Here is a 13206-nt window from a genome sequence, read left to right as displayed (position 1 = left end):
TATATTATGGAGGTGTATAAAATGAAGAAAAATTTTGTTTCTGTGTTTTTTGCTAGCTTATTAGCTTTAGCTACTGGATTTTTTGTTGGAATACATTATTTAGGGTCTGATAAAAATACTATTGTTTTTGCACAGGAAAAAAGCAACGATACTGTGCAGTCTCTTCAAGACTCCTTTAAAAGTGTATCTAAGAAAATTTTACCGTCAACTGTGGAAGTTTATGCTAATGCTGGGGTATCTAGAGTTCGGGATCCTTTTTTCTTATTATTTGATGTGCCGGGACTTAATATTGAGAGAAAGACATATCGAGTTGGTTCTGGAGTAGTTATTGGGAAAGATTCTAAGAAATCAAATTTATTTTATGCGCTTACAAATAGTCATATTGTGGATGATGCTACTGAATTTGATATTGTAACTTATGCTAATAATACTTATAGAGCAAAGCTAGTAGGTATGGATGATAAGAAAGATGTTGCGCTCATTAGTTTTGAGGCTAATGGTGCAGATATTGTAGTAGCTGAACTTGGTGATAGTGACAAACTTGAGGTAGGGGATTGGGTTATAGCTGTTGGGCATCCTCATAACTATAGTTTTTCAGTTACTGCGGGTATTATAAGTGGTCTTCATCGTTCAGCAAATCCTAATTTGAAGGCAAGAAATTCGTTTATTCAAACAGATGCTGCTATTAATCGTGGTAATTCTGGTGGTCCTCTTGTAAATATTAGAGGAGAAGTTATTGGGATAAATGCTTGGATATATTCTCCTGCTGGTTCTGCGGGGGGCAGTATTGGACTTGGTTTTGCTATACCTATTAATAATGCAAAAAGTGTTATTGATGTTTTAATGAGCGGCAAGAAGTCTGAGTCAGCTTGGATTGGAGTTTCTTTTAATTCTATCAAAAGTAAGGACCCAGAAATTCTTAAAAGCTTAGGTTATAAGGAGGATGATTCTATCTCATTAGCAATTATTTCAGGTATTTATGAGGGTACATCCGCTTTTAAAGCAGGGCTTAGACCAGGTGATATAATTAGCAAGATAAATGGTGTTCCAATGAACTTTGCCTATGATGTTAGGCAATATATTAACGATTTTTATGCACAGGAGAAAATTAAAGTTGAAGTTTTAAGAGGAAAAGAAAAAAAGGATATTGAAATTGAACTTAGTGCTAAACCCAAGGTAAGCAATGAAAAAGAAATTATGCCAAATTTAAAGTTGATACCAGGGTTTACTGTTTATCCTTTAATTAATGAAGTTAGGGGTCAACTTGGTTTGAGAAATTGGATTAATGGTGTTGTTGTGGACAGTATTGACTCAAGTTTAGTTGAGAAATCTCAAATTTTTACAGGGGATGTCATTACGGCTGTTAATTCAAAGAGCATTCAAAGCTTAAGAGATTTTTATGACGCTGTTGAGCTTAAGAAGAATGTTTATAGTATTTTAAGAAAGGGTAAAACTGTTAAAGTATCTTTTTAAACTGTTATAGTATTTTTTTAAGAATGGACTTTATCAGTAATAAGGCTTAAAGATATGCATATCTTTAAGCCTGTTGAGAGATTTTTAGTTTAATAGTTTTGTGTTATGTTTTGAGGGTTCTTAATATTTTTAATAATATAAATAATATATGTTTAATTTAATTTAGCTAAAGTTTTAGATAGAGGTAATTTTTAGCTAAAACTTTAAATGTTTTTAGGAATATTGAGTATGTTAGTTTTAATTAAAATGAGTAATGCGTTTTAATTAAATATTGATTTTTATATATTTTGGGGTGTTATATTGATGAAAAAATTCGTTTCTTATGAAGATATAAGAATAAATGGTCTTAAGCTTGCTTATAAAATTTATAAAGATGGATTCATTCCTGATATTATGTATGTTTCTTTAAGAGGCGGTGCTTATCTTGGTAATATTATTAGTGAATTTTTTAAATTTATTAAGCTGGAAAAGCCTCTTCTTTATGCTGCTGTTGTTGCAAGATCGTATGATATTTCAAATCATCAAAAAGAAATAATGATAGATGGATGGACTTATGATCCAAAATATTTAAGGGTAGGAGATAATGTGTTATTTGTTGATGATATTTTTGATACTGGGCGTACAATTATTTATTTGCGAGACGAGGTGTTGAAAAGAGGCATAGATAGTAAAAATGTTAAGATTGCTGTTTATGATTATAAAGAGCGTAGATGTGTGAACTATAAGCCGGATTATTATGTTAATAAATATTCAAGTGAAGATGATATAAATACTTGGATCCATTACAGTAATCATGAGTTAATAGGTTTATCAGAAAATGAGTATAAACTGAGTTTTATTAATTTAGATGATGAGTTAAATGATATTCTAAAATTTTTGTCAAAAAAGCTTTAATTTTAGTCGATTCTTATGTATTCCAGTTCATTATACCCTTTGATGTATAATACTTTTGTTATTTTATCTAGTTGATCTTCTAGAATTGGCCCAATTAAAGCAAAATCTTTTTTTATTTTTTTATTTATTTTATTTATCTCTTTTAGTTTTGTGAATTTCTCTTTTTCATGGGTTGGGTAAACTTTAATATTGTACCGTATATTTTTTTTTGAATTTTTTGATGATTGTGTATTGATTTTATTGTGGGGGTAATTTATTTTACCCGATTTCCTTATTTGTACGATATTATTTATAGGTATTTTGATGTTTTGTTTTTTATTCGTTTGTGGATTTTTATGTTTTTTCTTTATAATATTGCGACTATGAATTTCTTTTTTTTGTGGATATTTTGTTATATGAGATTTATTAATCTTAGTTTTTTCTTTACTACAACATTGATGGCTTGATTTTTTACCTATGATTGCTTCTTTTACATTTGAAACTGGTTTTAAATTATTACCTAATTGTTCATTTGAGAATAACATTAATGTTGATGTCATTAATAATATTTTACATAAGATTTTTACTTGCACTTGTTTTCTCCTAAAACTCTTTATTAGAAATAAAGAGTTTTAGGAGTTCTTGGAAATGGAATAACATCTCTAATATTAGCCATTCCTGTTGTGTATTGTATCAATCTTTCAAGTCCAAGTCCAAATCCAGAATGAGGAGTTGACCCAAATCTCCTTAAGTCTAAGTACCAATTAAGAGTTTCTGATTCTAAATTTAGTTCTTTTATTCTTTTATTCAACTTGTCTAAATTATCTTCTCTCTCACTGCCTCCAATTATTTCTCCAATGCGAGGAACCAAAATATCCATTCCTTTAACAGTTTTATTATCTTCATTTATTTTCATGTAAAATGCTTTAAATTCTTTTGGATAGTCAATAATTGTAGTGGGTTTTTTGATGATTTCTTCTGTTAAATACCTTTCATGTTCTGTTTGTAAATCCATTCCCCAGTAAGGCTTTATTTCAAATGTTCTTGTTGCACTTTCAAGTTTTTTAATGGCTTGGGTATAGGTAATGATTTCAAACTCGGAGTTTATTACATTTTCAATTTTTTTTATTAGGCCTTTTTCAATGAAATTGTCAAAGAATTCCATATCTTGACTGCAATTATTTAAAGTTTCTCTTAAAATATACTTAAGGAAATTTTCTGCTAAATTGATATTATCTTCAAGTTTAAAGAATGCCATCTCAGGTTCAATCATCCAAAATTCTGATGCATGGCGTGTTGTGTTGGAATTTTCTGCCCTAAATGTTGGGCCAAATGTATATATTTTTGATAAAGCCATTGCATAAGCTTCACCATGCAGTTGTCCAGTTACTGTTAGGAATGCTTGTTTTCCAAAGAAATCATCTTTAAAGTTTACTTCTTTTTCTTTTGCAATGTTGTTGAAGTTTAGAGTGGAGACACGAAATATTTCACCGGCTCCTTCTCCGTCATTTGATGTAATAATTGGCGTATGGATGTATAAAAATCCATTTTTTTGGAAATATTCATGAATTTTATAAGAAATTTGGTTTCTGATTCTGGCTACGGCTCCAAATGTATTAGTGCGAATTCTTAAATGAGGGATTTCTCTTAAAAATTCAAAGGTATGCCTTTTTTTTTGTAAAGGATATGTTTCTTGATCTGTTTCTCCAATTATAGTAAAGTTTGTTGTTTTGATTTCATATGTTTGTCCTTTTGATGGGCTTAAGATTAAAATTCCAGTTAAAGATATGCTGGTGCCTGTTGTAAGCTTCTTCAATTTTTTTGCTTCAAACTGGATCTCTTCTTTATCGATTATGGCTTGAATTCCTTTGATATTTGAACCGTCATTAATTTCTACAAATGAGATTTTACCATTGCTTCGTTTTGTTCTAATCCATCCTTTAATTGTAATTTTACTGTCTATTTTAGGGTTGCTTAAAATTTCTTTGATGCTTTTATACATATTTCCTCTATCTATTGATATTATTAATAATTATAGCTTAATGTATAGTAGTTTTAAAATTTTAAGCCGTAAGTGGTATTATTTTTATTGAAAGAAAACAAATTAGTTTCTATATTTAAGTTAAGTAAAACTCATGAATGATTTAGAGGATGTTATAGTTATTTTTGATTCGGGTATTGGAGGGCTTTCTTATTTTGAGTATATAACCAGAAGATTTGTTAGAAGAAACTATGTCTATATTGCAGATAACAAAAATTTTCCTTATGGAGAAAAAACGCCAGAATTTCTTTTAAAAGAGATTTTAGAACTAATTTTAAGATTAGAACAAATGTATAATATTGCTTCAATTGTTATTGCTTGCAATACAGCTTCTATTAGTGTATATAACAAATTAAGTTTTAATTTTCCTATAATATATACTTTACCTTCAATTGGTTTGGTGGAAGAGCTTGCATATAAGAAGGTCATTTTAATTGCAACGAATGCTACCATTAGTAGTGAGTTTGTTCAAAGGGAAAAGAATTGTCATTGGGATTTAATCTTAAAATCAGCAGGTGAACTTGTAAAGTTTGTGGAACATGGAGATAAATTTAAAGAAGATGCACTTAGATTATTGAGATCCTTAAAATTGGAGGTTGAGGCTAGTAGGCGAGATGTGGTTTTTTTAGGATGTACACATTATTTACATATTAAGGATATGATTGAAAGCTTTTTAGGAGTACCTGTTTATGATAATCGTGACTTTGTGACTAATGAACTTGCTAAGTCAATAAAGACTATTGAAAGTAGTGATTATGAGTTTAGACGTTATTTTTATTTAACGCGGAGCAATAATTTGTTTTTTTATAAGAATTTTTGTGCAAGATATGGTTTGTATTTTAAAGGAATAATCGATTGAAAGATCTGAAATTTGAGGTTCTCTGGGGTGTTAATAACATTTATTCTATTGTTGAAGTCAATACTAATTTAATTTATGAAGGTGTTATTAAAGGCAAAATTTTAAATATTCAAGATAAAGAGTATAGTCCTTTGGTACCTGGAGATTTTATTTTTGGAGATGTTTATGATGAATGCAAGGTATATATTAAAGGAAGATTAGGACGTAAAAATATTCTTTGGCGTTATAATAAAAAGGCCGACCTTAGGCAAGTTATTGTTTCAAATGTTGACAATATTTTAATTGTTAGTTCCGCTAATCTTCCTGAGATTAAAAATTCATTTATTGATAGAATATTAATAGTTGCTGAGGAGCAAGGGATCACTCCTATTATTTTGATAAATAAGGTTGATAAAGGTATAAGCGATAGAGTTGATACTTTGATTAAAGTTTATGAAGATATAGGTTACAGAGTTGTTAAGACTTCTGCTATTACTTTTCAGGGCATTGAAGAAATAAAGAAAGTTATTCAAAATTCAAGAACTTCTTTTGTAGGGCAGTCTGGGGTTGGAAAATCTTCACTTATAAATTTATTAGATTTAAATGCAGCTCAAGCTATAAATGAAATATCTTATAAATATGCACGAGGTAAGCATACTACGGTTTATGCTATGGCTTTTCATTCTAATAATGGGATAATAATTGATACTCCTGGGGTAAAGGAATTTGGAATTGAAAGCTTAGATCATCTAAATCTTAGATATTGTTTTAAAGAATTTATAACTTTAAATGATTTATGTCGATTTAATTCTTGTTTGCATACAAATGAACCAAGTTGTTTTGTTGTAAATCAGATTGGATTTAAAGTTTCAGAACTTAGGTACAACAGTTATCTAAAGATTTTAAGTGAACTTAAGAGATATAAAAGTTATGCAAGAGAAATACTTGGAAAAAATTGATTTTCATCGAATTTTGTTTTCAATTTCTTCTTATGTATCTATTTCAGATACGGTTGTTCTTTTAGGTAAACAACACATATTAAAGACTGAGGAAGAAGTTAGCCAAATATGTTTTTTGGTTAAATTGATTAGGGATCTTATCGAAGTTTATGATGACTATCCAAATTCTTGTCTACAGAGTATAGGTAATTCTATTGCTTTGCTTCTTAAGCAAAATTCAATAATTTCTGTTGAGGAAATTAAGAATATTATTTTTTTTCTAAGAGAAGTTTTAAAAATAATGATTTTTTTGGATAAAAGTGAGTTTAATTTTAGACATGAAGTTGGGGTTTTGAAAAAATTATTATTTGTAGAGCCAAGTCTTAAGGATTTATTGGAGATTTTGTGTAATTACATTGATGTTGATGCTCTCAAAATAAAACGCGGTGTTGTTAAGGATTATGATGAAATAGATTTTGAAATTAAAAATTTAGATAAAAGAATTAATAGGCAGCTCAAGCAAATTATAGGCTTAAATTCAAAATATTTAACTTCTGTGTTTGTTTGTTATAAATTCAGTAAGTATACTATTGCACTTAAATCTAGCTTTAAGAATAAAATAAAGGGGAATATTATATCTATTTCCTCATCTGGTGAGACATTTTATGTTGAGCCAAATGAGATAGTCAGTGATAGTAATAGATTGGCTTTCTTAAACCTTGAAAAAGAGCGTATAGTTTTAAGAATTTTGCAAGGGCTTTCAGATAAGATTCATGGGCACATTAGTCTTTTAAGCTCTCTTTATGACAATTTTTTATATTATGATTCTCTAAAGGTTAGGGCAATTTATGGAATAAAAACCCAAGGAGTATTTCCTAGATTTGATGGTAGTCTTAATATTGTCAATGCTCGTCATCCGTTAATACAGCATGCAAAATCTATAAATTTTTGCCCTTTAAATAATAGGGTTGTAATTATTACAGGGCCTAATGCTGGTGGTAAAACTGCAACTTTAAAAACAGTTGCTCTCTTGAGTGCTATGTTTCAATTTGGAATTCCTGTTCCAGTTGATGAATCTAGTACTTTTAAAATTTTTGATAATATTTTAGTTAATATTGGAGATGATCAATCAATTGCAAATTCACTTTCAACTTTTTCAAGTCATATGAATAATATTTCTTATATTTTAAATTGCGCAACAAGGAATAGTCTTTTAGTATTTGATGAATTTTGTTCAGGCACTGATATTGAACAAGGACAAGCATTAGCTGTAGCTATTCTTGAGCATTTAATTGATATTGAGTCTTATGTTATTATTTCCACTCATTACAGTGCTCTTAAATATTTTGCATACACTCATGAGTTCGTTATTAATGCTTCTATGCAGATGGATTTAGAAAAAATGGAACCTAATTATAACTTAATATTTTTGGTTCCAGGTGAAAGCTTTGCTTTTAGTGTTGCAAGCAAGTCTTCCATTAATGCTAGTATATTATTTAGAGCAAAGGAAATTTATTCATCTAATAAAACTGAAGTTAATGAGATCTTGGAAAGGCTTGCAAGGAAGGAGAGAGAAATATATTTACTTGAAGAGGAATTAAAGGATAAGCTTAAACTTATTGAAATGAAGGAAATTGATATTAGTAATATTCGGGAAGCTATTATTTTAAGAGAAAGAGATTTAGAGGAAAAGCTTGTAAATGAGCAAAAAGAATTTTTAAAAAGCTCAAGGAAAACTTTGGAAAATTTGGTTAGAGAGATAAAAGAGGGCAGTGTTTGTACTATTAAGAATAAGAAATTTGTATCTAATATTTCAGATAATATAACTGCTAAGGCTACTAAAATTAGATTGCTTAATCAAGATATTGTTACTAAGGTTGAATTTAAAGTAGGTGACAAGGTTAGAGTGTTTGGTTCAAGTTCTTCAGGCGAAATAATAGGTGTTACTAGGAAAGGATTTATTGTCAATACCGGTGCTTTTAATATTACAGTTGGGTCTTTCAATTTAGAGAAAATATTAGATAATAAGCAATCTAAGAAAAATTTTAAGCAAAATTTTGACTTTTCTTTTGAAAATCAAGATGATGTATTAGACTTAATTATTGATATTAGGGGGATGAGAGTAGTTGAAGCTATAGACTTTTTGAACAAGAAGATAGATAATATGTTACTAAGAAATATTTGTAGGTTTGAGATCATTCATGGTAAAGGAGAGGGGTTTCTTATGGAAAGAGTACATGCATTTCTGAAAGATATAAAATTTGTTAAAAAATATTATTTTGCTCGTCCAAGTGATGGTGGAGTGGGAAAGACAATAGTAGAAATTTAGATGGGTATATCAATATTTGAAAAATTTGAGAATGCATTGTTTAATATTTGTCTTGATGTTGATTATGTTCTTGAAGATGAATTTGGTAGTTCTTATGAAATTCATCCAAACAGGCCTTCTAGAGGTCGATCAGCCAACGGAATTTTGGATGGACTTTTTCGTGTTACTACTTCTTTTACTCTTGGGTATGGTTCTAAGTTTGGAAGAGGATATTTGATAATTATTGAAATAATAACGCTTAACATAGTTGATAAAGAATTTAGTAGCAGGGTTATGGAAAGAGGTATTAAAATTTTTGGTGACAAGTTGAAAGAAAAATTTCCAGATAAAAAACTTTCTATAGTTCATGATATTAATGTTTATAAGATTATAGGAGATTTTTTTAGCAATATATGATTTTAAATATTTTGATTTTTAATAATTTAAAATTTATTGATATACTTTTAATTAAATGTTCTTTTTATTGAATATTTAAGTTATTTTTTTGTGTATTGAGGAGTTCTTGTGCAGTTTGAAGTTAAAGATCTGATAAATAAAATTAAGAAAGATGGGCTTGAGGAAGCTGAAAAGTTGGCAAATGAAATTCTTTTTAATGCAAGGAAAGATGCTGAGGCTATTATTTTGAAGGCTCAAAGTGAGGCTGAAAAATTAAAAATTCAGGCGGAAAAGGAAGCTAGTGAATATAAAAGACATTCTCTTAAGGCGTCTCGTCAAGCAGTTAGGGATTTGATTATTGCTACTGAGATGAATATTAAATCTCTGTTCAAAACTGCTTTAAAGGAGTCTATTTCTAATGTTTATGATGATAATTTTTTGGCAGAACTTATTATTAGAGTTGTAGATGTTTGGAGCAAGAACGATAATATTATAGATATAATGATTAATGAATCTGCTTTTTCTAGTTTGTTGTCTATTCTAAGAGCAAGAATAGGAGATAAACTTGGTAGTGCAGTTGAGATTAAACCTTTTGAGACAATAGGTAAAGGATTTAAAATTCAGCAAAGAGATGGTAATTTATATTATGATTTTACGTCAGAAACTATTGCTGATATTCTTTTTGAATATTTAAATCCAAGATTTAAAGAAATTATAAAGTTGGATCAGGAGATATAGTATGTTGAGTCCTTATTATTATGTTATGTCATCATTACCTTATCTTGATTTCAAAATAGGCAAGGTGTTAAGTGTAGAAAATTTTTTTGATAGAGTTGAGCTTGCTTTAAAAAAGGAAGATTTCCTTTTTTTAAAAAATTTATCAGAATCTAGATTTACTAGAGGGAATTCAAAGGTAATTGATCAGTTTCTTGAATTTGAAGAAATAATAAAGTATACGCTTGCATATATTAGAGCTGATAAGTTAGGGCGCTCAAGAGATGTTTATTTAGAGTCAGCTTATTTTTCTAGTTATTATTTAGGAATTTTGAAGTCCCTTTGTCTTAATAAAAATCCTTTTGAGGTAGAATTAGGACTTGATATGTTGAAATGGCAATTTTTAACATATCTTGAAGTGGGAAATGAGTTTAATTTTGAACAGTTAGTAATTTATTTTTTGAAATTGGTATTGGTTTCAAGAAGAAGTCTATTTATAAAGGAGATAGGCGAGAAGAATTTTGATGACGTTTGTCAAGAATTAAGCATGGAAATAAATAAAACTTTTGAAGGAAATTTGAATGGAAACTAGAGGAAAAGTAGTAGGGGTTATTGGAAATTTGGTTACTATTGAAGTAGTTGGTACAGTTTACATGAATGAGATTGTTTTTATTAAAACCGATGGTCATAGTTTAAAAGCTGAAATAATTCGTATTAGAGATGGGGAAGTTGATGCTCAAGTTTTTGAAATGACTAGAGGAATTGCTGTTGGAGATGATATTGAGTTTACAGGTAGACTTTTAACAGTTGAACTTGGTCCTGGTCTTTTAAGCCAGGTGTACGATGGTCTTCAAAATCCGTTGCCAGCACTTGCTGCTCAATGTGGTTTTTTTTTGGATAGAGGAGTGTATTTAAGTGCGCTTGACAGAACTAAAAAATGGAATTTTATTGCAACTGCTAAAGTTGGAGATATCCTGATTGCAGGAGATTATCTTGGGTTTGTTGTTGAGGGTACGATTAATCATCAGATTATGATTCCATTTTATAGAAAAGATTCTTACAAGATTTTGGAAATCGTTAGTGATGGTAGTTATACTGTAGATGATAAAATTGCTGTGATTGAGAATGATTCTGGGAAAAGACATATTATTACTATGTCTTTTCATTGGCCTGTTAAAATTCCAATTACTAATTATAAAGATAGACTTATTCCTAATGAGCCTATGGTAACTCAAACAAGAATCATAGATACGTTTTTTCCAGTTGCGAAGGGTGGTACATTTTGTATTCCTGGGCCTTTTGGTGCTGGGAAAACAGTGCTTCAGCAAGTTACAAGTCGTAATGCTAATGTTGATATTGTAATTATTGCTGCTTGTGGTGAGCGTGCAGGTGAAGTGGTAGAAACTCTTAAAGAATTTCCTGAACTTATAGATCCAAAGACAGGTAAGTCATTAATAGAAAGGACATGTATTATTTGCAATACATCTTCTATGCCAGTTGCTGCCCGTGAAGCTTCCGTTTATACAGCCATTACTATTGCTGAATATTATAGACAAATGGGTCTTGATATACTTTTACTAGCCGATTCGACTTCAAGATGGGCTCAAGCTATGAGAGAAATGTCTGGTCGCCTTGAGGAAATACCGGGTGAGGAGGCATTTCCTGCTTATCTTGAGTCTGTTATTGCATCGTTTTATGAAAGGGCTGGCATAGTCGTTTTAAATAATGGTAATATTGGTTCTGTGACTGTGGGTGGGTCTGTGAGTCCTGCTGGAGGTAATTTTGAAGAACCAGTAACTCAAGCAACTTTAAAGGTTGTAGGAGCATTTCATGGGCTTACAAGGGAGAGATCAGATGCTAGAAAATTTCCAGCCATTAATCCACTTGAATCTTGGAGTAAATATAGAGGGGTTATTGATTTTGAGAAAACAGAATATGCAAGATCATTTTTAGTAAAGGGGAGTGAGGTGAATCAGATGATGAAGGTTGTTGGAGAGGAAGGGATAAGTAATGGTGACTTTTTAGTTTATTTAAAAGCCGAGCTTTTGGATGCATGTTATTTGCAACAAAATTCATTTGATAGTATTGATGCAGCTGTAAGTCTTGAGCGTCAAAATTATATGTTTGATATACTTTATGATATTTTGCAGTCAGATTTTAAATTTGAGAACAAATTGGAAGCAAGAAGTTTTATGAATGAATTAAGGCAAAATATTTTGGATATGAATCTTAGTCCCTTTAAGGAAGAAAAGTTTAGTAAATTAGAAATTACTTTAAAGAATTTAGTACGTTCTAAGAAGTTGGATTTTAGAGGTGCATAAATGAAGAGAGTATATAGTAAGATAGAATCTATTATTGGAAATGTAATAACTGTTGTGGCGCAAGGTGTTAAATATGGAGAACTTGCTATTGTGAAGTCAAAAGATACAAGTTCTTTAGCTGAAGTTATTAAGTTGGATAAGGATAAAGTTTCTCTTCAGGTTTATAACGGAACGATGGGTATTTCAACTTCAGATGAGGTTAAGTTTTTAGGTCATCCGATGCAAATTACATTTTCTGAAAATTTGCTTGGTAGAATCTTTGATGGAGCTGGAAACCCAAAAGATGGGGGTCCGCGTCTTGAGGATGATTTAATTGAAATAGGAGGTCCATCAGCTAATCCTGCAAAGCGTATTGTTCCAAGGAACATGATAAGAACAGGAATTCCAATGATAGATGTTTTCAATACTCTTGTTGAATCGCAAAAATTACCAATTTTTTCTGTATCTGGAGAACCTTATAATGATCTTCTTGTACGAATAGCTCTTCAGGCAGAAGTTGATTTGATTATTCTTGGAGGAATGGGACTTAAGAATGATGATTATTTGACATTTAGAGATTCCCTTGAGAAGGATGGGGCTTTAAGTAGGACAATCTTTTTTGTAAATACAGCCAATGATCCTGTTGTTGAGTCTTTAATAGTTCCTGATATTTCTCTTGCTGTTGCTGAGAAATTTGCTTTGCAAGGGAAAAAGGTTTTGGTACTTTTGACTGATATGACTAATTTTGCAGATGCTATGAAAGAAATTGCTATTACTATGGAACAAGTTCCTTCTAATAGAGGTTATCCTGGTGATTTGTATTCTCAGCTTGCATCTCGATATGAGAAAGCTATCGACTTTGAAGGAGCGGGGTCAATCACTATACTTGCTGTTACTACAATGCCTGGGGATGATGTTACTCATCCCGTTCCTGACAATACAGGTTATATTACTGAAGGTCAATACTATTTAAAGGGAGGAAAGATTGAACCTTTTGGTTCTCTTTCAAGGCTTAAGCAAATGGTTAACGGTAGGACAAGAGACGATCATAGAACGATTATGGACTCAATGATTAAGCTTTATGCATCTTCAAGGGAAGCTGTGGAGAAAAAAGCCATGGGGTTTAATATGACAGAGTGGGATGATAAGCTTCTTAAATACAGTAATATGTTTGAAAGCAAGTTGATGGACTTGTCTGTTAATATTCCTTTGGAGGAGGCCTTGGATTTGGGTTGGGAGATTCTATCTAATTGTTTTGAACCTAAAGAGACTGGAATTAAGACGGAACTTATAGAGAAGTATTGGCCTGGGAAAAAGGATTAGAA

General features: G+C 30.5%; 12 protein-coding genes. 10 read left to right on the top strand and 2 right to left on the bottom strand.

What is annotated here, in order from left to right:
• The first annotated feature begins 21 nt into the window (after positions 1-21).
• On the top strand, positions 22-1473 hold the full coding sequence (locus K5Q05_RS00500) for a trypsin-like peptidase domain-containing protein (protein ID WP_025444006.1): 1452 nt from the start codon (positions 22-24) through the stop codon (positions 1471-1473).
• A 303-nt stretch (positions 1474-1776) separates the two neighbouring features.
• Positions 1777-2367 (top strand): phosphoribosyltransferase, encoded by a 591-nt coding sequence (locus tag K5Q05_RS00495; protein WP_025444007.1) that lies wholly within the window; start codon positions 1777-1779, stop codon positions 2365-2367.
• A 2-nt stretch (positions 2368-2369) separates the two neighbouring features.
• Here the strand turns inward: K5Q05_RS00495 and K5Q05_RS00490 are convergent, their stop codons facing one another.
• Both K5Q05_RS00490 and asnS read right to left on the bottom strand, forming a co-directional pair.
• A complete protein-coding gene (locus K5Q05_RS00490) occupies positions 2370-2939 on the bottom strand; it encodes a hypothetical protein (RefSeq protein ID WP_025444008.1) in 570 nt (189 codons plus the stop codon).
• A gap of 23 nt (positions 2940-2962) precedes the next feature.
• On the bottom strand, positions 2963-4348 hold the full coding sequence (gene asnS / locus K5Q05_RS00485; RefSeq protein WP_025444009.1) for an asparagine--tRNA ligase: 1386 nt from the start codon (positions 4346-4348) through the stop codon (positions 2963-2965).
• Positions 4349-4481: 133 nt separating this feature from the next.
• On the opposite strand from asnS, the gene murI reads away from it, so the two are divergent.
• The 8 genes from murI (at position 4482) to K5Q05_RS00445 (ending at position 13204) form a co-directional block, all read left to right on the top strand.
• On the top strand, positions 4482-5246 hold the full coding sequence (murI, locus tag K5Q05_RS00480) for a glutamate racemase (RefSeq protein ID WP_025444010.1): 765 nt from the start codon (positions 4482-4484) through the stop codon (positions 5244-5246).
• Entirely contained in the window at positions 5243-6184 is a 942-nt protein-coding gene (rsgA, locus tag K5Q05_RS00475; RefSeq protein ID WP_025444011.1) for a ribosome small subunit-dependent GTPase A, read from the top strand. The genes murI and rsgA overlap by 4 nt, the downstream gene beginning before the upstream one ends.
• A complete protein-coding gene (locus K5Q05_RS00470; protein ID WP_044003543.1) occupies positions 6156-8492 on the top strand; it encodes an endonuclease MutS2 in 2337 nt (778 codons plus the stop codon). The genes rsgA and K5Q05_RS00470 overlap by 29 nt, the downstream gene beginning before the upstream one ends.
• A complete protein-coding gene (locus K5Q05_RS00465; protein WP_025444013.1) occupies positions 8493-8888 on the top strand; it encodes a hypothetical protein in 396 nt (131 codons plus the stop codon).
• 108 nt (positions 8889-8996) lie between these two features.
• A complete protein-coding gene (locus tag K5Q05_RS00460) occupies positions 8997-9605 on the top strand; it encodes a V-type ATP synthase subunit E (protein ID WP_025444014.1) in 609 nt (202 codons plus the stop codon).
• A gap of 1 nt (position 9606) precedes the next feature.
• Entirely contained in the window at positions 9607-10173 is a 567-nt protein-coding gene (locus tag K5Q05_RS00455) for a DUF2764 family protein (RefSeq protein WP_025444015.1), read from the top strand.
• Positions 10163-11902: a V-type ATP synthase subunit A gene (locus K5Q05_RS00450; protein ID WP_025444016.1), complete on the top strand. Its 1740-nt coding sequence runs from the start codon at positions 10163-10165 to the stop codon at positions 11900-11902. Before K5Q05_RS00455 ends, K5Q05_RS00450 begins: the two co-directional genes overlap by 11 nt.
• The gene (locus K5Q05_RS00445; RefSeq protein ID WP_025444017.1) at positions 11903-13204 is read left to right on the top strand and encodes a V-type ATP synthase subunit B; all 1302 of its coding nucleotides are present in this window, start codon (positions 11903-11905) and stop codon (positions 13202-13204) included.
• Positions 13205-13206: the final 2 nt, after the last annotated feature.

It is taken from the genome of Borrelia miyamotoi (assembly GCF_019668505.1).
GTDB classification, from domain to species: domain Bacteria; phylum Spirochaetota; class Spirochaetia; order Borreliales; family Borreliaceae; genus Borrelia; species Borrelia miyamotoi.
The sequence above is the reverse complement of the archived record's forward strand: the minus strand, read 5'-3'. Positions and strand labels throughout refer to the sequence as shown.

What these genes read in the sequence shown, in the direction of transcription:
- K5Q05_RS00500 (WP_025444006.1), top strand. Translation starts at nt 22, where the DNA reads ATGAAGAAAAATTTTGTTTCTGTGTTTTTTGCTAGCTTATTAGCTTTA.
- K5Q05_RS00495 (WP_025444007.1), top strand. Translation starts at nt 1,777, where the DNA reads ATGAAAAAATTCGTTTCTTATGAAGATATAAGAATAAATGGTCTTAAG.
- asnS (WP_025444009.1), bottom strand. Translation starts at nt 4,348, where the DNA reads ATGTATAAAAGCATCAAAGAAATTTTAAGCAACCCTAAAATAGACAGT.
- murI (WP_025444010.1), top strand. Translation starts at nt 4,482, where the DNA reads ATGAATGATTTAGAGGATGTTATAGTTATTTTTGATTCGGGTATTGGA.
- K5Q05_RS00470 (WP_044003543.1), top strand. Translation starts at nt 6,156, where the DNA reads ATGCAAGAGAAATACTTGGAAAAAATTGATTTTCATCGAATTTTGTTT.
- K5Q05_RS00465 (WP_025444013.1), top strand. Translation starts at nt 8,493, where the DNA reads ATGGGTATATCAATATTTGAAAAATTTGAGAATGCATTGTTTAATATT.
- K5Q05_RS00455 (WP_025444015.1), top strand. Translation starts at nt 9,607, where the DNA reads ATGTTGAGTCCTTATTATTATGTTATGTCATCATTACCTTATCTTGAT.
- K5Q05_RS00450 (WP_025444016.1), top strand. Translation starts at nt 10,163, where the DNA reads ATGGAAACTAGAGGAAAAGTAGTAGGGGTTATTGGAAATTTGGTTACT.
- K5Q05_RS00445 (WP_025444017.1), top strand. Translation starts at nt 11,903, where the DNA reads ATGAAGAGAGTATATAGTAAGATAGAATCTATTATTGGAAATGTAATA.